Consider the following 20,036-nt stretch of genomic DNA (forward strand, 5'->3'; position numbering starts at 1 on the left):
ATTATACCGTATTGCCGTAAAATGTTAACCTAATTTGAGATTAAATCATGCTCCCGTTATCAACTTTGTGTAACGGGAGAATGCCAATAATTAAGCCATACGGGAATAGTATTCAACGACGAGTAGTTCATTGATGGAAAGAGCGACCCATTCCCGTTCAATCACACCATTTACTGTAGCAGTGAGATTATTTTTATCTAACTCCAAATGGCTAGGGACGTTAGCTAAACCAGGATATTGAAGATTAGCTTTGACCATTTCGCGAGATTTGTCTCTATTTCTCACGCCAATGGTTTCGCCAGGACGACACTGATAGCTGGCAATATCTACAACTTTACCGTTAACGGTGATATGACCGTGGTTAACTAGCTGTCGGGCTGCGGGGATAGTGGGAGCCATACCCAGACGGAACACGGTGTTATCTAAACGCATTTCTAGGTATTGCAGTAAGACTTGACCGGTGGAACCGGAGGCGCGGCGCGCTTTGCGGACATAACGCAACAGTTGTCGTTCGGACAAACCATAGTTAAACCGCAGTTTTTGCTTTTCTTCTAAACGGACTGCATATTCTGAACGTTTGCGGCGAGCTTGACCGTGCTGACCAGGGGGATAAGCACGTCGGGCTGTTTTCCGGGTTAGTCCGGGAAGATCCCCTAAACGACGTGCAACCCGAAGCCGGGGTCCTCGATATCGAGACATCTAAGTTCCTCTCAACATAAAAATTTCACCAACCTTCTATTATAAGTTCTTAAAACCAAAAAGGGCAAGTGACAGAAGCGATCGCTTTCCAAAACGGGCAGTGGTATGATGAGCGAAAATTTGATTAGCTATATTTAGGCAAATGTTGAATTCCCAAAAATTGGCTTGGGGTCTTCCCCTGACAGTAGTTAGCCTGGTATGGGCTATGATTCCGGTAAAATCGGCGGCTCAGGGTTTCCCGTCTTATCGATTGGTGACAGAGGCTGATTATGCTAGATGTGTGCAACAATTGCAGGATGCTGGGGTGTCTCCTCGGGCTACAGCGACCGCTTGTGGTATGGCGATTAGACCTACAAATATTGGTGAGTGCGTGACTCTTATTACTCGTGATACTGGTATCGCTGGGGATGAGGCGGTTTTGGGATGTATGAATGTCCGCCGCCCGCAGGAGTTGGCTAATTGTGTGGTTAATATTACTAGGAGCAATAGTGAGGCTAATCCTTTAACTGTATTGGAAGGTTGCGGTCGCTCTCTTCTACCAGAGCGTTATGCTTCTTGTGTGGTGGGAATGGGTCGCGGTAGTACGGAATTTGCTGTCAATGACTTACTTAGGGTTTGTCTAAATCCCCCAGAACAGTTTACTGATAGGTTATAGGATGGGCTGGGGATGGTGGCTGCGCGCTATGGGCTAATTCTATGGCTAAGGCGATCGCAGCTTGAAAGCTGGAAGGATCAGCAATACCTTGACCGACGATATCAAAGGCGGTTCCGTGGTCGGGGGAGGTGCGGATAAAGGGTAAACCAATGGTGGTATTAACGGCGCGATCGAATGCCATTAGCTTAACGGGGATTAACCCTTGATCATGGTACAGGGCGAGGTAAGCATCATGGGCGGCGGCTGTGTTTTGGCCATACCAGGCTTGACCGGGTTTAACCCATAATGTATCGGGGGGGATAGGTCCGTCTAGTTGAATTTGGGGATAGCGATCGCGTTTTTGTTGTATCCAGGGAATTAGCCAATCTTTTTCTTCGATTCCCAACTGACCGTTTTCGCCGCTGTGGGGATTAAGTCCAGAAACGGCTATTTTGGGGGTTTTAATACCAAAGTCCTGGTTGAGGGAGAGTATAAGTAAATCTAGTTTCTGGTCTAGGAGTTGAGGGGTCAAGGTTTGAGGGACTTGTGATAGGGGAATATGGGTGGTGGCGAGTAAGGTGCGTAAAGTCCAGTTACTATGGGGCGATCGGGCTACAAATAGCATTCCGTAGCGGTTAACTTGGGAACGCACCGCCAAAAGTTCCGTTTGTCCTGGGTAGTCATGTCCGGCGGCTTTCCAGTGGTTTTTGGCAATAGGTCCGGTAACAATTCCCTGAAATTGCCCTTTGAGGGTGGAGGCGATCGCTGTTTCCAAATAAGCAAAACTCGCCGCCCCACTGCTGGCATTTCCGACCCCAAATTTAATCGAGGATGGGGAGGGTCCGTCATTAATATCTAAAATATTGAGATGATCGGGATTAGCGATCGCTGGAGTAGTTTTCCTGAGTTGTTGATAGGTATTTTCCAACACCCAACGGGTACCCACCACAGTTATCTCGCAGTTTTCCGTCCAAGTGGAATTAGCCAAAGCCTTCAAAACCACCTCCGGCCCTATTCCGGCTGGATCTCCCAAAGTAATCGCCAAACGTCTTAACATTTATACCCTCAACTTAACATAATTTTATTATTGAGGTTCAGTCTCTCATAAACTGCGATCGTTTTACCAAATCTTCACAATCAGGATGTTAAATTTTACAATAGCCTCTATTTCCATTTAAGTCAACAGCTTATACTCAACAGTGTGTTAATTTTCAGGCTCATTCCCGACTCGACAGATTCAAATTGTATCAACCCAAAGTCCCTTAGAATACTAGCTATGAAAGTTGGAATCCTAGCAGGTGGATTGGGAACCCGCCTCGCCGAAGAAACAGAAAGTAAACCCAAGCCCATGGTAGAAATCGGAGGTCGTCCTATCCTCTGGCATATCATGATGCACTATGGCTACCATGGTTTCAAAGACTTTATTATTGCCCTAGGTTACAAATCAGAAGTCATTAAAAAATACATGGTAGATTACTGTTCTTTAAACAGTAATAAGCTCACCGTAAATCTAGGCACAGGCAAAGTTAACATTGATGGAGGCTACCGTCAGGATTGGATAGTTGAACTACTAGACACCGGGTTATATACCAACACTGGAGGGCGTATAAAGCAACTTGTTTCCCATGTAAATAATGAGACATTTATGTTAACCTGGGGGGATGGAGTCTCCGATATTCACCTCAAGAAACTATTAGAATTCCATCAAAGTCATGGCAAACTAGCCACCATGACAGTCGTGCGCCCCCCCGCGCGTTTTGGACTCCCCAAACTAGACGGAAATCAAGTAGTTGAATTTTCCGAAAAACCTCAAATCAGTGAAGGATGGATTAACGGTGCTTTCTTTGTACTAGAGCCCGGAATTTATGACTACATTACTGGGGATGATACGCAGTGGGAAAAAGAACCGCTAGAAAACCTAGCCAAAGATGGTCAATTAATGGCTTATCAATATGACGGTTTTTGGCAGTGCATGGATACTCTGCGAGATAAACGTCGGTTAGAAGCACTGTGGGAAACCAATCAAGCACCTTGGAAAACTTGGAGAGAAGAAGATGAAATTATTACTGACGGGACACAAGGGTTACATCGGGACAATATTAGTCCCAATGCTGTTAGCAAAAAAGCATGAAGTTATTGGACTAGACAGCGAAATATTCAAACAGTGTACATTTGGGGAAGGGATTACAGAAATTCCCGAAATATGTAAGGATATTCGCGACATTGAAGCCTCAGACGTTGAGGGTTTCGATGCAATTTTGCACCTAGCGGGACTGTCAAACGACCCCCTAGGAAATCTAAATCCTGACTTAACTTACGAAATCAATCATCAGGCTTCTGTCAAGTTAGCAAAACTAGCCAAAGAAGCCGGAGTAAGTCGCTATATCTTCTCATCATCTTGTAGTAACTATGGCGCAGGAGGAGACGACTGGCTAACAGAGGAATCACCTTTTAATCCAGTCACCCCCTATGGTATTTCCAAGGTAATGGTTGAACAAGATGTTAGCAAACTAGCAGACGACAACTTTAGTCCTACTTTTCTGCGTAATGCTACAGCATATGGTGTTTCTCCCCGTTTGCGGTTTGACTTAGTATTAAACAACCTAGTGGCTTGGGCTTTCACTACCGGGCGGGTTTATATCAAGAGCGATGGTACTCCCTGGCGACCAATTGTTCATATTGAGGATATTTGTCGCGCCTTCATTGCTACCTTACACGCCCCGCGAGAAGTAGTGCATAATCAAGCCTTTAATGTCGGTCGTAATGAGGATAACTACCGCATCCGCGACCTAGCCAATATGGTCGAAGAAATTGTGCCTAATTGCATCATTGAATATGCAGAAGATGGGGGGCCAGATAAGCGTTGTTATCGGGTAAATTGTAGCAAGATTTTAGAAGCCTTACCAGAATTTCAACCAGAATGGAATGCCCGTCGTGGTGCATCAGAACTCTACGCAGCTTATCAAAAAATTGGACTGACTCTCGAAGAGTTTGAGGGTGAACGCTACAAACGTATTGCTCACATTCAGAAACTCATTGGAGAAGGAAGTTTAGATAATAGCTTGCGTTGGAAAAGCCCGGTAAATGTCTTAGCCAAGGCTTAAATCATCTGCTGACTATCAAAAAATGGTATCAGAAACCAGTTAGTTAATAGTAGTTAAAAGTATGTTAAGCTAGTCAATCTTTTTAACTTAATTACTGCCTAAAAACTCTCAAATAGCTATAGGTTTCTGATTACCTAATTCAGTCCGTGTCAAAATATTCTCATCCTGTAGCAATCAAACATCTGTAAAATATGCCTAATTCCATACCAGTCTGTCGTTCTTGTGGTTCGGAAAACCTAGAACTAATTATTTCCTTTGGCTATACTCCCCTAGCTGATGGATTAATCACCCGCGAGAATATTGATAAACCCGAATACACAGCCCTTCTGGATTTAGTATTTTGTCCAGACTGTGGACTGGTTCAGATAACGGTTAGTGTTCCCCCGGAAATTCTGTTTGGTCGAGATTATCCTTATTTTTCGTCGGTTTCTCCTTCCTTACTGAAGCATTTTGGTGATAGCGCCCAAAACATTATTAAATCCAGAAAATTAGATAGCAATAGTCTGGTAATTGAGGCGGCGAGTAATGATGGATATATGCTGAAAAACTTTCTGGAACAAGGGATTCCGGTTTTAGGGATTGACCCCGCGACGGGTCCGGTAGAAAAAGCCAGAGAATCAGGAGTTACCACAATTCATGATTTTTTCACTAAAGATTTAGCTGAAAAATTACATTCTGAGGGCAAAAAAGCGGATGTATTTTTAGCCAATAATGTTTTGGCTCATGTGCCGGATTTAAATGGCTTTGTGGAAGGTATTTATACGCTATTAAAGCCGGATGGTGTAGCAGTAATTGAAGCTCCGTATGTCGTCGATTTAGTAGATCATTGTGAATTTGATACTATCTATCACCAACACTTGTGCTATTTTTCAGTAACCGCCCTTGATAGGCTATTCCGCCGCCATTTTCTGTATTTAAATGATATTCAGCGGACGGCTATTCATGGGGGTTCTTTGCGGTTGTTTGTGGAACCCAAAGAGGCGGTTAAAGATTCGGTGATATCTCTGCTTCAACAGGAAAGGGAATTAAAGGTAGACCGTATGGACTATTATAGAGATTTTGTCGATCGCATAGAAGTTATTAAGGATAATTTACTGAATATTCTGTGGGACTTAAAGCGACAGGATAAAAGGGTAGTAGGTTACGGTGCGGCGGCGAAAGCGACGACATTGTTAAGCTATTTTGGTATTGATAAAACGCTGTTAGATTATGTGGCGGACTTAAACCCCTTTAAACACGGACGTTTTATGAGTATCAATCATTTACCGATTGTACCACCTTCGAGATTAGTAGAAGACCAGCCAGATTATGTTTTGATTTTGGCGTGGAATTTTGCGGAAGAAATTATCAAGCAGCAACAGGCTTACCGAGACCGGGGTGGTAAGTTTATCATTCCCATACCTGAGCCCAAAATTGTAGATTGATTATCCCCAAATCGTCAGTTAAATAGCGCCCATATTGTTGTTTATCGGTCAAATAATTAGGAGATAAATATGAGTAGTCAATCGGTCGCTAAGGTAGCGAATACTGAACCGGAGTTGAAGTTAGTTGAGCATACTTGTCCGAACTGCGGTCATCAAGAAATGTGGGTTTTCTATGAGGTGCGGGATGTGCCTGTTCATAGTTGTTTAATGATGCCAACCCGACAGGAAGCCTTAGATTTTCCGCGCGGGGATGTGGTGTTAGGATACTGTGAAAATTGCGGTTTTATTACCAATACGGCATTTGATTCTAAATGGTCAGCCTACGCCCCGAATTATGAAGACCAGCAAAGTTTTTCCCCGACATTTAATCAGTTTGCTCTGGATTTAGCGAATCGGCTGATTGACAAGTATAATCTCCGTGATAAAGATGTAGTTGAAATCGGCTGTAGCAAGGGTGATTTTTTGGTGCTAATGTGCGAGTTAGGGAATAACCGAGGGGTAGGTATTGACCCTTCGGCGGTGGTGGGACGAGTCCAAAGCCCAGCCACGGAACGCATTAGGTTTATTCAAGACTATTATTCAGAGCGCTACACTGAATATGTAGGGGATTTTATCTGCTGTCGCCATACTTTAGAACATATCTACCCAACGGCTGAATTTGTGGGGACGGTGCGGCGCTCTATTGGGAATCGCCCAACTTCTGTGTTTTTGGAAATTCCTGATATGGGTCGAGTTCTCAAGGATTTGGCTTTTGAGGATATCTACTATGAGCATTGTTCTTATTTTACACCAGGAACTTTGGCTCGTTTATTCCGCGCTTCTGGGTTTGAGGTGACGGATGTATATTTAGCATATAGTGACCAATATCTGTTAATTGAGGCGGAACCTGTCTCGGATTTGTCTGGGAAAATTCATCCTTTTGAGGAAAGTCCCGACCAAGTTAAACAGGATATGAGACATTTTGCTACTCATGTGCAAGGTAAAATCAACCATTGGAAAGAACATCTACAAATCGCTCAGGCAGAAGGAAAGCGGGTTGTAGTTTGGGGTTCTGGCTCTAAATGTGTGGCGTTTCTAACGACTTTGAAAACTGAGAATCAGGTGCAGTATATTGTGGATATTAATCCTCACCGACACGGACAGTTTATTCCGGGTGTTGGTCATGAAATTATGTCGCCGGAATTTTTGAAGGAATATCAGCCGGATGAGATTATTGTGATGAACCCGATTTACTGTGCAGAAATCCAGAAAATGCTGGATGATATGGGGGTATCAACAAAACTGATTCCTTTGAGTTAATGGGGGTGGTGACCGGGTCTGGGTGGCGCTGATAGCTATTTTTGGTGCGATCGCTACCGGTTCACCCTAAAATAGATAGGACAATTGTTAGACTTGTACAGGAGATCCCAAATTTATGGCTGGTGAAATTTTCAATGCGGCGTTTCTGTCCTTTGTTCTGATTCTGGTGGGATTAGGTGGCGGGTTCCTCCTCCTAAAAATCCAAGGTGGGGAATAGTCACCAGAGGCGGAACCCCACTAAGTAAATCAGGAAGGAGTTATCCGTTGCTGATTGGTATTGGCGCTAATGGTAGTTATAGCCATTGGCGCTAGTCCTGTTTGATAATTGATAATTGACCATAAAGGCATAAGTAGGGTGTGTCCCACCCGGCAAATGGTAATCAATAGGGGATAATTGACCGCTGGCGCAGTCCCACTGGGGACTCTAATCTGAGCAAATTATGAAGTTTTGTAAAAAAATGAGATAATCTTTGATAGTATTTTAAGTAAAGTTTAAGCCCCATATTGGTTATTCATGACATTATTAATTGTTGGTGCCACAGGTACTCTAGGTAGACAGATAGCCCGCCGAGCATTAGATGAAGGCTACCAGGTCCGCTGTTTAGCGCGTAGTTACAAAAAAGCTGCTTTCCTAAAAGAGTGGGGTGCAGAACTGGTTCCGGGGAACCTATGTGATCCAGAAACCTTAAAACCGGCGCTAGAGGGGGTAAAGGTGGTAATTGATGCGGCGACGGCGCGCCCGACGGATTCGCTGAGTATTAAAGATGTAGACTGGAAAGGGAAAGTGGCCCTGATTCAGGCGGCTAAAGCGGCAGGAGTAGAGAGATTTGTGTTTTTTTCGTTCCTGGATGCGGAAAAATATACGCAAGTGCCATTATTAGAGATTAAACGCTGTACAGAAAAGTTTTTAGCTGAATCTGGCCTTAAATATACAATTCTGAGACCCTGTGGCTTTCTGCAAGGCTTAATTGGTCAATTTGCGATCCCGATTTTAGATGGTCAGTCTGTATGGGTTCCGGGGGTAAGTTCCCCGATCGCCTATATGGATACTCAGGATATCGCTAAAATCACGATCCGGGCGTTATCAGTTCCGGAAGCGGAAAATAAAACGTTTCCGGTGGTGGGTTCGAGAGCTTGGACAGCGGATGAAATTATCCGCTTGTGCGAAAGACTGTCAGGGAAACAAGCCAGAGTCACGCGCACACCTAACAGCATTGTCCGTATTGTCCGCAAAGTTACTCGATTTTTCCAGTGGAGTCTGAACATTTCGGATCGTCTGGCGTTTGTGGAAGTTCTAGCGACGGGTCAACCTCTGAAAGCGTCAATGGATGAGACTTATCAGATACTAGGTATCAACCCAGAAGAAAATACCACCCTGGAAAGTTACCTGCAAGAATACTTTGGTCGGATCATGAAAAAACTGAAAGAGCTGGAATATGAACGAGAAAAACAGAAAAAACGTAAACAAAAGCGCAGCCCGTTCAAATCGTAAGAAGATTTGGCTGTAGGCTTTTGTTGTAGTAGGCTAATGGAATCGGTCAGTTATTTGGCTGATTGTGGTAAAATGGGGCGCTAAGTAAATTAGCCCCAATGATTGTTGCTCAACCATTATTAAGTTTATCCCCGTGCCAAAAGTAGGGATTCTTTATAACGATGCTAAGGCTGCTGCTTGTCGCAGTGCCATTGAATTAAAGGACAAGTTAACCAACCTGGGTTGGGATGTTTTTGTGGCGACAGGAATGGGGGGGATTTTGGGTTATTCTAATCCCGATCGCCCTCTGTGTCATACTGCGATCGAGGGGTTAGCGCCGCCAGAGTTCGATCGCGATATGAGCCTTGCTATTGTCCTAGGGGGAGATGGCACTGTTCTTTCTGCGTCCCGACAATTAGCGCCCCAGGGTATCCCCATGTTAGCGGTAAATACAGGCCACATGGGATTTCTGACGGAAACTTATCTAAATCAGTTCCCCCAAGCCTTAGAAGCGGTTTTGGCAGGGGAATATTTGGTTGAAGAACGGACAATGCTATTGGTGCGGGTATTTCACCAGGAAAGTTTGCTCTGGGAGGCTCTCTGTTTAAATGAAATGGTGCTACACCGGGAACCGATGACCTGTATGTGCCATTTTGAAATAGAAATCGGTCGCCATGTTCCGGTTGATATTGCTGCTGATGGGGTGATTATTTCTACCCCGACTGGCTCTACGGCTTATTGTCTGTCGGCGGGGGGAGCAGTAGTTACGCCAGGGGTGGGAGTTCTGCAATTGTTGCCAATTTGTCCCCATTCTCTGGCTTCGCGGGCTTTGGTTTATGCAGACCGGGAAGTGGTGACTATTTACCCGGCTAGTCCTAATCAATTGGTGATGGTGGTTGATGGCAATGGCGGATGTTATGTTCTACCAGAATATCACGTCCGAGTTGAGCGATCGCCTTTTCCGGCTCGTTTTATTCGTCTGAAACCACCGGAATTTTTCCAAATTTTGCGAGAAAAACTAGGCTGGGGACTCCCTCATATTGCTAAACCTACTTCTGTGGAACTACCTTGAGGCAACTGAGTCGAATTAACTAATTTTACACGGTAAACTGTTCCCCTATGAATGCGATCGCCCTAGATTCCCGTGCCTCCATATTGATTATTGAAAGTGATCAACTGTTGGCGGAAAATATCAGTAATGACTTGCACGAGTCCGGCTACTTTCCGGTAGTGGCTCACAATACCGCCATGGGTTTACATCAGGTAACGGAACTGCAACCAGCTTTGATTGTCATAGAATTGATGCTGGGGGGAGAGTCGGGATTGTCTCTGTGTCGCCATCTCCGGGAAATGGGCTGCACTGCGCCTATATTAATCTTTATGGCTCGTGATACCGTTGATGACCGGGTGGCTTGTTTGGAATCAGGCGCTGATGATTATTTTCTCAAACCCTATCGCTGTGAAGAGTTCCTCGATTTGGTGAAGCTATATCTCAAATCGGAAGATAATCACTCCGATATGTTGCGGTTTGCGGATTTGGTCTTAGATTTGGCGACCAGACGCGCTATTCGTAACCATCGGGCGATCGATTTAACCATGAAGGAATTTGATTTGCTCAAATATTTAATGGAGCATCCTCGGGAAGTTTTGACTCGTGAACAGATCCTGGAAAATGTCTGGGGATATGATTTTTTGGGAGAGTCTAATGTGATTGAGGTTTATATTCGCTATTTGCGACTAAAAATTGAGGAGGAAGGGGAAAAACGATTGATTCAGACTGTCAGAGGTGTAGGATATGTTTTGCGAGATGCCTAGGTTCAGTGGCGGTGCGTCCGGGGGGTGGCGCATGGATTGGCGGCGATTGGGATTAAGTTGTGTGACTATTACCTGGTTTTTGGTAGGCTGTGATACGCCAATGGTGTCTGTTCCTCCTAATCAGTTGGAACAGGATATGGTGCCAGTTTTTAGTCAGGGTCAGATGCTACCGATTACGGCTAAAGCTATGATTGGCGATCGCGAAATTCAGCTCGAAGTGGCGAGAACTCCTGAACAACAGACTTTGGGGTTGATGTTTCGGACTTTCCTCCCCGACAATCGCGGTATGTTATTTGTCTTCGCGCGCCCTGAGTTTGCACAGTTTTGGATGAAAAACTGTAAGATTCCTTTGGATATGATTTTTATGCGTGATGGGGTGGTTCGTTATATTCAGGTTAATGCTCTCCCCTGCGAGGCTGAACCTTGTCCGACCTATGGACCTACTAATGTGATGGTGGACAAGGTGATTGAGTTGCGAGGGGGACTAACTGAGGAATTGGGGCTACAATTGGGCGATCGCATCTCCGTTCGCTTTCTCAAATCTCCATAAAATAGTCTTTAGCCACTCCTATTGTAAAACTTTGTAAATTATGCTTGCCTAGTCCCAAAATGGTGCTATATTACCAGTATAGGGACACAAAACGAAGTTAATTCTTTGAGTAACCCAGTTTCGGACTTAGAGCCTGTGTCCGCCTGCTTGAGTCCACTTGCAGCGTCTGAACAGTGTGTTCGAGCTATAACTTGTTGGCATCGTCAAAGGGGTAAACTCCCGGCCTGGAGGCTCTCGTAAGTTGAGTTTGTTTGGGATCGGTGCTATAAACGGAGCCTGTATCGGCTTGATTTCTAAGGTGAGTTCCCTGAGTCAGGGTTGTTGCAAGTTTTGTTAACCAAATTTAGATCCTATCATTTTTCTGAGTAACTTATCCAACGTCTGCTTGAGTCAACTGAGTTTACTCAGTCGGTTTAGAGCCTAGTAGCCTTCTACTAGGCTTTAAGTAGTTTAGGGGTAATGCGATCGCCACATCTGGGAAAGTTTGACGAAATCAACCGAAAAAGATTAAAATTTAAGCTCTCGTATCTTCAGCCTCATATTGTCAAAACATTAATTGAATTGAGGGAACAATCATGCCTAAAGGTTCTTTTGCGACAATGCACGCAGAGACAGGGGAGCCACAGATATCATTTTATTATGAAAGTGGTACAGTTGAAACCTTCAGTCTGCCAATTTCTGCCGCTGAATTAGCCCAAAAATTGCCCCAAATGTTATCACAAAGGTGGGTAACTTTCCATTTGATTGATCAAACCGTTTTGGTCTGTATGGCTAAGGTGACTAAGGTGGAAGTCAAGCCGCCACTTCCCCAAATTCGAGATCAAGCCAGTTTCGCCAATGCTCAGAGGATAACAGCCTTACAAAGGGGAGCCGTCGGTAAAATTGGGGTACAGTAGTAGTCTAAGTTAATTCGCAGGTGCATCTCACATTTTTAAAAAATTGTCATAATTAACCATGCCTTTAGTAAGTTTAATTCAAGCAAGTTCCTATGAACCATTAGCCTTACGCCATTCTTTAGAAGCCTTATTGGAACCTTGGGGAGGTGTGAGAAGATGGGTGAAGCCAGGCGATCGCGTTTTATTAAAGCCGAACTTATTAACAGGTTCTCGTCCGACCAAAGAATGTGTCACCCGTCCCGAATTAGTAGCCGAGGTGGCGAGGTTAGTTAAAGAAGTAGGTGGTCAGCCATTTTTAGGAGATAGTCCAGCCTTTGGGAGTGCTTTAGGGGTAGCCAAAGCCAACGGTTATTTACCCCTAATTAGGGAGTTAGACTTACCCGTGGTGGAATTTCACGGTCGCCAGTATTCAACCGCTACCCAAGAGTTTGAACGGTTGCGGTTAAGTCGGGAGGCTATGGAAGCCGACGTTGTGATTAACCTCCCCAAGGTGAAATCTCACACCCAGCTAACAATGACTCTGGGGGTGAAAAACCTGTTTGGTTGTGTTCCGGGGAAAATGAAAGCCTGGTGGCACATGGAAGCCGGAAAAGATGCCGATCGCTTTGGTAGAATGTTGGTAGAAACCGCTAGAGCGATCGCCCCAGAATTGACCGTTATTGATGGTATTATCGCCCATGAGGGAAATGGTCCGAGTAACGGGGAACCCCGCTTGTTGGGCTTGCTAGGAGCCTCTGAGGACGTTTTTGCACTCGATAGGGCAATGGTAGAAGTGTTAGGGGTACAATGGGATTTAGTCCCCACCCTAGTGGCCGCGAAAAGTCTAGGGTTGTGTGGGGAATTAGAGGCGATCGCCTTTCCGTTGTTGCACCCGGATGATTTACGGGTTGACGATTGGCGACTCCCGGACAAAATGGCTCCCATAGATTTTGGCTTACCAAGGGTAATGAAATCGACTTTCCGCCATCTATATATTAAGCTAATCCGGGAGCGAAGACAAGCCCTATAGGTTTTGGTTTAGGGGTTTTCTGAGAATAGCTACCGATTGTCCCAAGTTACCTAGGCTTGTTTGCGATCGGCCATCATCCCAAGTAATTGTTGACAACAAGGGGATATGGGGTTTATCCCCATCATGGATAGCATCAATATTGAGTCCCAGATGTTGAGTCCAGGCACGAATTGCATCGCGATCTATGAATTGGTCAATATGTTTGTGGGGGTCTGGATTTTTAAGCATTTCCTCGAATACAGACCAGTGTGATGGAATTCTAAACTCCAGAAAACTGATGATAATACATCCTCCGGGTTTAAGCACTCGATTAGCTTCAGCTAAATATTTATAGCTATCCTCATGTCTTAAATGGGTAAGCACCGAAAAAAATACCACAAAGTCAGCCACTTGATCTGATGCTGGAATACTCAGACTATTCACCTTCACAAACTGCCAATCATTCCGATTGCAAATTTTACGTGCATAGTCCAATAAATCCTGAACTAAATCGATACCTAAGTAGCGAATGTCAGGAATACCCGCCAAAGGACCAGCCAAACGCCCACTTCCACACCCTACATCAATCACCATTTGACCTGGTTTGAGTCCCTGTTGTCTAAGTAAACCTAGTTCCAGTTGACCTACAGCTAGAAAGTTTCCGCCAATAGCTTGCTCGTATGCTTTGTCACTAGCCAAAACATTCTTGAGTTTTTGGAGGTGTTTAGTATATGTGTCACTATATACATTATATTCAGTCATGACTAATTTCATCCTGTGATAATTGATGGAAAAATCTGCCTTATATTGTGAATATTCAAGGTGTCAACCTAAGTCAAAATCGATCCTCCCATCATTTTTTGATAGCGTCGGTTCCACTCCGCCGCCATAGCCGGCCAACGTTCGAGGGTGTAGTCTTTCTCGATGACTTTTTGTGCGGCTTCTCTGGCTAGTTCCAAAACCTCGCGATCTTCCACCAAACTAGCCAAAGCGAAGTCAGGTAAACCCGACTGACGAGTTCCCAAAACCTGACCGGGACCCCGTAACTGCATATCCATTTCAGCAATAAAAAAGCCATCCTGGGACTGTTCCAAAACCTGTAATCTTTGCTTGGCTTCCGGTGAGGAACTCCCCGACATTAACAAACAATAGGACTTGTGAGCGCCACGACCGACCCGACCCCGTAGTTGGTGCAATTGTGACAAGCCAAACCTTTCCGCATTTTCAATTAACATCACCGTAGCATTAGGAACATCAACCCCAACCTCCACCACAGTTGTCGATACTAGGATATGAGTTTCTCCATCCCTAAATTTAGCGATCGCCGCTTCTTTTTCCTGGCTACTCATGCGACCATGCAATAAAGCGATCGCCAATTCCGGGAAAATCTTAGTTTGCAATTTTTGATGTTCTTCAACAGCCGATCGCACATCCAATTTTTCCGACTCTTCCACCAAAGGTAAAACCACATAAACCTGTCGTCCTTGTGCCACTTCTCGGCTAATCAAATCGTAGGCTTCCTGACGTTTACGACCAGATAACATAGTAGTTTGAATTGGCTGTCTTCCCGGCGGTAATTCATCCAACTGACTCACATCGAGATCTCCGTGTAAAGTGAGGGATAATGTGCGGGGAATAGGAGTTGCGGTCATGGTCAAAACATGGGGTGACTCACCTTTTTGTTGTAACTTAGCCCGTTGATGCACCCCAAAGCGATGCTGTTCATCAATCACCACCAACCCCAACTTATGAAAATTCACCTGGTCTTGAATTAACGCATGAGTTCCCACCAAAACCGGCAATTCTCCCGTTTGTAATTGAGCATGAATTTGGCGACGTTTAGCAGCCTTAGTCGAACCCGTCAACAACTCAACCGGAAGGTGCATTAAATTCAACCAACCCACCAATTTTTGATAATGTTGTTCCGCCAAAACCTCCGTCGGAGCCATCAAAGCCGTCTGATATCCTGCTTGAATTGCCGCCAACATTGCCACCACAGCCACCACAGTTTTACCCGCCCCAACATCTCCTTGAATTAAGCGGTTCATAGGTTCTTCCGAATTGAGATCCGTCAAGATTTCTCCAATCACTCGTTTTTGAGCCTTGGTTAATTCAAAAGGCAAGATTTTATAAAACTGTTGGATGAGTTCACCTTGGGGGAGGAGAGCCGCGCTTTTTTCGTTGGTTTTAGAAACTTGTCGCCGCTGCAATAAGCCGATTTGCAAATAGAAAAATTCATCAAATACTAAGCGTCGTCTAGCCGAGGCTAACCAGTCGCGGTTGGGGGGGAAGTGAATATTAGTGATAGCATCCGAGATTTCAATTAACTGATATTTTTCCCGCAATTTGGGAGGTAATGATTCCGGGAGTTTATTAGCTGCTGGTAATGCCGCCAAAACCGCCTTCCTGAGCAAATCCGCCCCAATGCCATCCGACAACGGATAAACCGGTAAAACCCGCCCAATTTTCATGGAAGCCGCACGACTATCAACCCGGTCTAAGACTTCCAATTCCGGGTTATCTAGGGTAATGCCATATTTATTTTTTTTCACCAACCCAGAAGCCGCGATAATGGCTCCCGGAGGATAGTTATATTTTTGTTTATGTTGCCAGCCTTTATTGCTATAGCGATTTCCCGCAAAAAAACGACTAATTTTGAGTTGTCCGGTTGCGTCTTTCACCATTAATTCTAAAATAGTGAGTTGGCGATTTTTGGGGCTACTAAAACAATTACACCGCTTCACCTGTGCGACAATGGTAACAGTTTCCCCAGGTGCTAATTCTTTGATGGGGACTTGGCGCGCGTAATCAATATGGTCGCGGGGATAATAATAGAGTAAATCATAAATGGTATAAATTCCCAGCCTGGCTAAAAGGTCGCTATTTCTAGGCCCGACCAGTTCTTTTAAACCCTGGTCTAATTGGGGAGATTTTGGCGGGGTAACTTCCTGGGTAATGCTGCGACTGCGAGGGGGAGGGGATGGCTCTGGGGGCTGATTTGGGGCGAGTTTTTTCTGAGCTTCTAACAGACGCTCGGCTTGGAGTAAAAAGTTGCGAGTTTCGGCGATCAAATGCTGTCTATCTTCGGTGATAAGTTGGGAATATATAGCAAAATCTCCCACCAATTTCCGCCCCAATTCATGAGCTTCTAGGGGGATAATTTCGATGAGTTTATCAATGCTGATTTGTAAAAATTCATGAAATCTATACTCTTTGCCCTGAATGTTATTAAACCCACGTTCTGCTTCTACAGAGAGGGCTTTTTGGAGACGAGACCAATCGGGTTCATAGATTGCCATAGGTGATGAATTTTAACTGATTTGGATTGCCAACTTGGTTGATATTATAAGGGTTTATTGGTGCATTAATCAAGCTCAAATACTTGACCAATTCAGAAATTGCAGATATCATGAAACCATGGGCTATGGTGGCTATTTATGACCATAGTAGATGACTATTTAATCAATATAGCATATTTGCGCTAGGTCTGATAAACCCTTCCCAGAAAGGGGGTTTATATGACTATCTCTGGTGAGGTCGGACAAACTCTGCCAGAAACCAGGTTTGTTTCCCCCCAACTCCCAGAAACCGGGTTTGTTTCCCCCCAACCTCCCAGAAACCGGGTTTCTATGACTATCTCTGGTGAAGTCCGATCAACTAGGGTTTTTCTGAGGGTGAATTAGTGGATTAATTTAGATTAACTACTTGACAAACCCAGAAATCTGAGATATTATGGTGGTGATGGGTTATGATAGCCCATCTTGACTCTAGCCTAGCTAGGTAGGTCAAGGTAGGCAATCAAAGGCGATCGCATTTACTGCTCCCTACTCATCGAACCAACTAGAACGCCAAGCCGCCTCAGCCTGTAGGACAGCCCTTTCCCGCAATTTCTTCTGATAGTTGCGTCCCAACTGGTTGAGGCGTTTAGCCACCTGGCGGATTTTTTGTCGTCCAGCCATCACCCTAGGGTCAGAAAACTCGATTTCCGATATCCGCAGATGAACGGTAATCAGTTGAGTGACGCGGGAGGTCTGTTCCTCATTTTCATCTTCCGTCTCCACCATGAGAGTCAACAAATTGGGGGTATTACCCGCCGTAGCTTCCAGGGGAGGTTCAGTTTTAGAAGCGGCTTCGATGAGGGCTACAGGCAACTCCTGGGGCATTATAGCATATTCCTGCAACAGCAAGTTAATCTCATGGGAGAGGCGATGCAGAATTTTAGTAGTGGCTTCGTCAATGTTTTCTTGCCAACGCAGAAGATGGTAGGGCGTAATTAGTAGGGGTTTGGGACTAGATGGAGAAACGGATTTAAGAGGAGAAATTGAGGGGCGAAAATCTTGATTTTCTTGGCTTTCCGTCTCTGGGGATGGTTCTGAATCCTCGGATTTTTGGGGGTCATTCTCATCTGGTTTTTGCTGAGAAATCGGCGCACGGACTAGATTAAATAACCGATTTTGCGATCGCGAAACCTGATGGCGAATTTGTGATTGTAGTTCTTGCCGTCGCGAGAAAGACAGCTTTAAAAAGGCTTCTGGATAACCCTGAGTGCATAAATGATAAGTAGCCAGGATGAGTTGCTGTCGCAAGCCCTCACCCAAAACCTGTAGATAATCACTATAACATTGATGTAATTCTTGGGCAATATCAGCGATCGCATCTTCGAGGGCTGCGATCTCCTGTTCAATTTGTTTAACAGATCCGGCCATAGTTATAATAGGGGGAACATTAGAGCAACACTAAACAAAAAACCCCGATCCATTCTGATTATGCCATCAGATCGGGGTTAATTTCACCAAAACTTAGAAATTGAGAGTCGATAGGTTATGCCTTCCCACCAGTTTGGGCAGCCACTTCATCAGCAAAATTAGTCTCTTCTTTTTCCAGACCTTCACCCAAGACAAATCTGGCAAACCGACGGACCTTAATATTTTCGCCCAAAGTAGAGATAGTCTGCTTAATGAGTTCCTCAACCGAAATATTCTGGTCACGGATATAGGGTTGGTCTACCAGAGACAACTCTTTGAGTCGTTTATCAATACGACCCTGGACAATTTTCTCTTTAATGTTGTCAGGCTTGTTACCGAGATCATCACGTTTCATCTCGATTTCCTTTTCCTTAGCCACCATAGCAGCGGGGATATCATCCACCGAGACATATTCAACATTAGGACAAGCCGCAATTTGCATAGCGATATTACGCACCAACTCTTGGAACTCTTCCCGACGAGCGACAAAATCGGTTTCGCAGTTAACCTCCACCAGAACACCAACCCGACCCCCGGTGTGAATGTAGCTACCGACTATCCCTTCAGTCGCCGCACGCCCAGATTTTTTGTCAGCGGAAGCGATACCCTTTTGTCGCAGCCATTCGGCGGCTTTAGTCATATCGCCATCATTTTCCTTGAGGGCTTTTTTGCAGTCCATCATACCCGCGCCAGTTTTATCGCGCAGTTCCTTAACCATCTTTGCAGAGATTTCAGCCATGTTTAATCCTTTAATTGCTTAGTTAAATTGCCAGTAACCAACACTTGTTAGGAAAGTTTAACAAATGTTTCACCAAATACCGAAACCTGGCTCGGTAGAAGTCTGGGAAGCCATAGCGCCCCCCAGACCGTCTACTATAGTTGTATTGACCTAATCATCAGAGGAATCATCAGAGTCATCATCAGACTCATAATCATCACCGAATTCCTCGTCATCGTAATCGGTATCCGCGTCGTCGTAATCATCATCAGCGCCAACAGCAGATACCCCGTGACAGCCTTCATAAATACCATCAGCCAATTTACCAACAATCAGCTTAATGGCACGAATCGCATCATCATTAGCGGGAATATGGATATCAGCCAGGTCAGGATCACAGTTAGTATCTAACAGAGCAATAATGGGAATCCCCAATTTCCGGCATTCCATGACGGCATTATATTCCCGGCGTTGGTCTACCATAATCACGGCATCGGGGACTCGGCGCATTCCTTTCAGACCGCCCAAATATTTCTGTAGCTTACCCATTTCGCGACGCAAAACCGCCGCCTCTTTTTTGGGGAGATAGTCTAACTGACCGCTATTTTCTCGCGCTTCCAAGTCTTTGAGACGGTCTACGCGAGTTTTAATTGTCACCCAGTTGGTCAGCATACCCCCCAACCATCGTTGGTTGACATAATAACCACCACAGCGAGCAGCTTCCTGGGCGATAATACCAGCAGCCTGTCGTTTAGTTCCCACAAACAGGAATTTTTTGCCTTGTTCAGAAGCGCTTCTGACATAATCATAGGCATCATCCATCAATTGAGCGGTTTGTACCAGGTCAATGATGTGAACGCCGTTGCGTTCTGTGAAAATGTAGGGAGCCATTCTAGGGTTCCAGCGTCGGGTCTGATGCCCAAAGTGAACCCCAGACTCTAGCATATCTGCGAGACTGATAACTGGCATGATTAATTTTTCTCCTTTTCGGGTTAATCCTCCACCCAAGCGCCGATCTGTAGGGAGATTCCCCACAGACACCCGAACTCTTGGATGTGCGAGTTGAGACAACTTGACGATTATAGCAAATACTGCACCACTGACGATCGCCTCTGTCACAGAAATAGAGATTTTTTCAGGAGAGGGGATAGATTAACAGCGATCGCATTGTGTGCTTTAATAGACAAAAATCATTGGAACTTTGAAAATATGGCTAAAAAATCTGGTGGATTTCCCTATCCCTTCCGTACTTTCTGGGCGATCGTCCTGTTAGGAATTAACCTGGTGGTGGCTGGCTACTACTTCCATATCATTCAGTAGTCTTGGCTGATTGCCCTTAAAAGTCTATGCTGCCGATCCATTATAGGGGTTCTCCCCTACCAATGGCTGCAGCATTTTGATGCTTTAACAATAGGTGCTTATAGGTTATGATACTTATAGATTCCTAGGTCCTGCTTTTGAGAGCTTAATTTAATCGCAGATTAGTTGAACCAATTAGGGCGATGCGCTACAATACCAAGTATGGGTGCGAGACGTTTAGGAGTGAAATAGGGATGCAATGCCCGAAATAGCCTCCTAGTGGGACTTCCACCCCTTGGTTGATGGGGTCGCATCCCTGAGCATCCCATAACACAGCCTGATTTTTGGGCCCACCTTCGAGACTTCCAATATGGCCAGTCAGGTGAAGCGTCTA

Annotated in this window: 21 protein-coding genes; 14 read left to right on the plus strand and 7 right to left on the minus strand. The window is 44.9% G+C overall.

Annotated elements, in window-relative coordinates; translation table 11 throughout:
- Positions 1-90: 90 nt before the first annotated feature.
- Positions 91-699: a 30S ribosomal protein S4 gene (rpsD, locus tag P5683_RS14825; protein ID WP_006625045.1), complete on the minus strand. Its 609-nt coding sequence runs from the start codon at positions 697-699 to the stop codon at positions 91-93.
- Positions 700-841: 142 nt separating this feature from the next.
- Here rpsD and P5683_RS14830 point away from each other — a divergent pair, with 142 nt between their 5' ends.
- The gene (locus P5683_RS14830) at positions 842-1,354 is read left to right on the plus strand and encodes a hypothetical protein (protein ID WP_006668757.1); all 513 of its coding nucleotides are present in this window, start codon (positions 842-844) and stop codon (positions 1,352-1,354) included.
- Here the strand turns inward: P5683_RS14830 and pdxA are convergent.
- On the minus strand, positions 1,338-2,390 hold the full coding sequence (pdxA, locus tag P5683_RS14835) for a 4-hydroxythreonine-4-phosphate dehydrogenase PdxA (RefSeq protein WP_006668758.1): 1,053 nt from the start codon (positions 2,388-2,390) through the stop codon (positions 1,338-1,340). The genes P5683_RS14830 and pdxA overlap by 17 nt on opposite strands.
- Positions 2,391-2,609: 219 nt before the next feature.
- Here pdxA and rfbF point away from each other — a divergent pair, with 219 nt between their 5' ends.
- The 11 genes from rfbF (at position 2,610) to P5683_RS14890 (ending at position 12,901) form a co-directional block, all read left to right on the plus strand.
- On the plus strand, positions 2,610-3,464 hold the full coding sequence (gene rfbF, locus P5683_RS14840; protein ID WP_006668759.1) for a glucose-1-phosphate cytidylyltransferase: 855 nt from the start codon (positions 2,610-2,612) through the stop codon (positions 3,462-3,464).
- Positions 3,442-4,437, plus strand: coding sequence for an NAD(P)-dependent oxidoreductase (locus P5683_RS14845; RefSeq protein ID WP_006668760.1), 996 nt, complete (start codon positions 3,442-3,444; stop codon positions 4,435-4,437). Before rfbF ends, P5683_RS14845 begins: the two co-directional genes overlap by 23 nt.
- Positions 4,438-4,628: 191 nt before the next feature.
- Positions 4,629-5,861, plus strand: coding sequence for a class I SAM-dependent methyltransferase (locus tag P5683_RS14850; RefSeq protein WP_006625050.1), 1,233 nt, complete (start codon positions 4,629-4,631; stop codon positions 5,859-5,861).
- 69 nt (positions 5,862-5,930) lie between these two features.
- The gene (locus P5683_RS14855) at positions 5,931-7,160 is read left to right on the plus strand and encodes a class I SAM-dependent methyltransferase (protein WP_006668761.1); all 1,230 of its coding nucleotides are present in this window, start codon (positions 5,931-5,933) and stop codon (positions 7,158-7,160) included.
- 115 nt (positions 7,161-7,275) lie between these two features.
- A complete protein-coding gene (gene petM / locus P5683_RS14860; protein WP_006618540.1) occupies positions 7,276-7,377 on the plus strand; it encodes a cytochrome b6-f complex subunit PetM in 102 nt (33 codons plus the stop codon).
- Positions 7,378-7,674: 297 nt separating this feature from the next.
- Entirely contained in the window at positions 7,675-8,652 is a 978-nt protein-coding gene (locus tag P5683_RS14865) for an SDR family oxidoreductase (RefSeq protein ID WP_006625052.1), read from the plus strand.
- Positions 8,653-8,785: 133 nt separating this feature from the next.
- Positions 8,786-9,703, plus strand: a complete 918-nt coding sequence (locus P5683_RS14870) for an NAD(+) kinase (protein WP_046319374.1) — start codon at positions 8,786-8,788, stop codon at positions 9,701-9,703.
- A gap of 47 nt (positions 9,704-9,750) precedes the next feature.
- Positions 9,751-10,446: a response regulator transcription factor NblR gene (gene nblR, locus P5683_RS14875; protein ID WP_008051568.1), complete on the plus strand. Its 696-nt coding sequence runs from the start codon at positions 9,751-9,753 to the stop codon at positions 10,444-10,446.
- A gap of 31 nt (positions 10,447-10,477) precedes the next feature.
- Positions 10,478-10,996 (plus strand): DUF192 domain-containing protein, encoded by a 519-nt coding sequence (locus P5683_RS14880; RefSeq protein WP_006625055.1) that lies wholly within the window; start codon positions 10,478-10,480, stop codon positions 10,994-10,996.
- Between the two features lie 575 nt (positions 10,997-11,571).
- On the plus strand, positions 11,572-11,892 hold the full coding sequence (locus P5683_RS14885; RefSeq protein ID WP_006625056.1) for a hypothetical protein: 321 nt from the start codon (positions 11,572-11,574) through the stop codon (positions 11,890-11,892).
- Positions 11,893-11,950: 58 nt separating this feature from the next.
- Positions 11,951-12,901 (plus strand): DUF362 domain-containing protein, encoded by a 951-nt coding sequence (locus P5683_RS14890; RefSeq protein WP_006625057.1) that lies wholly within the window; start codon positions 11,951-11,953, stop codon positions 12,899-12,901.
- Here the strand turns inward: P5683_RS14890 and P5683_RS14895 are convergent.
- Entirely contained in the window at positions 12,896-13,642 is a 747-nt protein-coding gene (locus P5683_RS14895) for a class I SAM-dependent methyltransferase (RefSeq protein ID WP_315640340.1), read from the minus strand. The genes P5683_RS14890 and P5683_RS14895 overlap by 6 nt on opposite strands.
- A gap of 68 nt (positions 13,643-13,710) precedes the next feature.
- On the minus strand, positions 13,711-16,179 hold the full coding sequence (gene recG / locus P5683_RS14900; protein ID WP_315640342.1) for an ATP-dependent DNA helicase RecG: 2,469 nt from the start codon (positions 16,177-16,179) through the stop codon (positions 13,711-13,713).
- A gap of 219 nt (positions 16,180-16,398) precedes the next feature.
- Between recG and P5683_RS14905 the strand changes: the two genes are divergently transcribed.
- Complete coding sequence (locus P5683_RS14905; RefSeq protein WP_006625061.1) at positions 16,399-16,563, plus strand: hypothetical protein; 165 nt, start codon at positions 16,399-16,401, stop codon at positions 16,561-16,563.
- Positions 16,564-16,704: 141 nt separating this feature from the next.
- Here P5683_RS14905 and P5683_RS14910 read toward each other — a convergent pair whose 3' ends face one another.
- The 3 genes from P5683_RS14910 to rpsB all read right to left on the minus strand — a co-directional run bounded on the left by P5683_RS14910 (position 16,705) and on the right by rpsB (position 19,312).
- Positions 16,705-17,586 carry a hypothetical protein gene (locus tag P5683_RS14910; RefSeq protein ID WP_193521064.1) on the minus strand — a complete coding sequence of 294 codons (882 nt, stop codon included), beginning with the start codon at positions 17,584-17,586 and terminating at the stop codon, positions 16,705-16,707.
- Positions 17,587-17,701: 115 nt separating this feature from the next.
- The gene (gene tsf / locus P5683_RS14915) at positions 17,702-18,364 is read right to left on the minus strand and encodes a translation elongation factor Ts (RefSeq protein ID WP_006668770.1); all 663 of its coding nucleotides are present in this window, start codon (positions 18,362-18,364) and stop codon (positions 17,702-17,704) included.
- 150 nt (positions 18,365-18,514) lie between these two features.
- Complete coding sequence (rpsB, locus tag P5683_RS14920) at positions 18,515-19,312, minus strand: 30S ribosomal protein S2 (protein ID WP_008051562.1); 798 nt, start codon at positions 19,310-19,312, stop codon at positions 18,515-18,517.
- A 93-nt stretch (positions 19,313-19,405) separates the two neighbouring features.
- Between rpsB and P5683_RS14925 the strand changes: the two genes are divergently transcribed.
- Positions 19,406-19,663: a photosystem I protein PsaX gene (locus P5683_RS14925; RefSeq protein ID WP_231296365.1), complete on the plus strand. Its 258-nt coding sequence runs from the start codon at positions 19,406-19,408 to the stop codon at positions 19,661-19,663.
- Positions 19,664-20,036: the final 373 nt, after the last annotated feature.

The sequence above is a fragment of the Limnospira sp. PMC 1279.21 genome (assembly GCF_032349615.1).
GTDB lineage: Bacteria > Cyanobacteriota > Cyanobacteriia > Cyanobacteriales > Microcoleaceae > Limnospira > Limnospira fusiformis.

Excerpts from the sequence above, each read along its gene's own strand:
- rpsD (WP_006625045.1), bottom strand. The coding sequence starts at position 699 with ATGTCTCGATATCGAGGACCCCGGCTTCGGGTTGCACGTCGTTTAGGG.
- P5683_RS14830 (WP_006668757.1), top strand. The coding sequence starts at position 842 with ATGTTGAATTCCCAAAAATTGGCTTGGGGTCTTCCCCTGACAGTAGTT.
- pdxA (WP_006668758.1), bottom strand. The coding sequence starts at position 2,390 with ATGTTAAGACGTTTGGCGATTACTTTGGGAGATCCAGCCGGAATAGGG.
- rfbF (WP_006668759.1), top strand. The coding sequence starts at position 2,610 with ATGAAAGTTGGAATCCTAGCAGGTGGATTGGGAACCCGCCTCGCCGAA.
- P5683_RS14845 (WP_006668760.1), top strand. The coding sequence starts at position 3,442 with ATGCTGTTAGCAAAAAAGCATGAAGTTATTGGACTAGACAGCGAAATA.
- P5683_RS14850 (WP_006625050.1), top strand. The coding sequence starts at position 4,629 with ATGCCTAATTCCATACCAGTCTGTCGTTCTTGTGGTTCGGAAAACCTA.
- P5683_RS14855 (WP_006668761.1), top strand. The coding sequence starts at position 5,931 with ATGAGTAGTCAATCGGTCGCTAAGGTAGCGAATACTGAACCGGAGTTG.
- petM (WP_006618540.1), top strand. The coding sequence starts at position 7,276 with ATGGCTGGTGAAATTTTCAATGCGGCGTTTCTGTCCTTTGTTCTGATT.
- P5683_RS14865 (WP_006625052.1), top strand. The coding sequence starts at position 7,675 with ATGACATTATTAATTGTTGGTGCCACAGGTACTCTAGGTAGACAGATA.
- nblR (WP_008051568.1), top strand. The coding sequence starts at position 9,751 with ATGAATGCGATCGCCCTAGATTCCCGTGCCTCCATATTGATTATTGAA.
- P5683_RS14880 (WP_006625055.1), top strand. The coding sequence starts at position 10,478 with ATGGATTGGCGGCGATTGGGATTAAGTTGTGTGACTATTACCTGGTTT.
- P5683_RS14885 (WP_006625056.1), top strand. The coding sequence starts at position 11,572 with ATGCCTAAAGGTTCTTTTGCGACAATGCACGCAGAGACAGGGGAGCCA.
- P5683_RS14890 (WP_006625057.1), top strand. The coding sequence starts at position 11,951 with ATGCCTTTAGTAAGTTTAATTCAAGCAAGTTCCTATGAACCATTAGCC.
- P5683_RS14895 (WP_315640340.1), bottom strand. The coding sequence starts at position 13,642 with ATGACTGAATATAATGTATATAGTGACACATATACTAAACACCTCCAA.
- recG (WP_315640342.1), bottom strand. The coding sequence starts at position 16,179 with ATGGCAATCTATGAACCCGATTGGTCTCGTCTCCAAAAAGCCCTCTCT.
- P5683_RS14905 (WP_006625061.1), top strand. The coding sequence starts at position 16,399 with ATGACTATCTCTGGTGAGGTCGGACAAACTCTGCCAGAAACCAGGTTT.
- P5683_RS14910 (WP_193521064.1), bottom strand. The coding sequence starts at position 17,586 with ATGGCCGGATCTGTTAAACAAATTGAACAGGAGATCGCAGCCCTCGAA.
- tsf (WP_006668770.1), bottom strand. The coding sequence starts at position 18,364 with ATGGCTGAAATCTCTGCAAAGATGGTTAAGGAACTGCGCGATAAAACT.
- rpsB (WP_008051562.1), bottom strand. The coding sequence starts at position 19,312 with ATGCCAGTTATCAGTCTCGCAGATATGCTAGAGTCTGGGGTTCACTTT.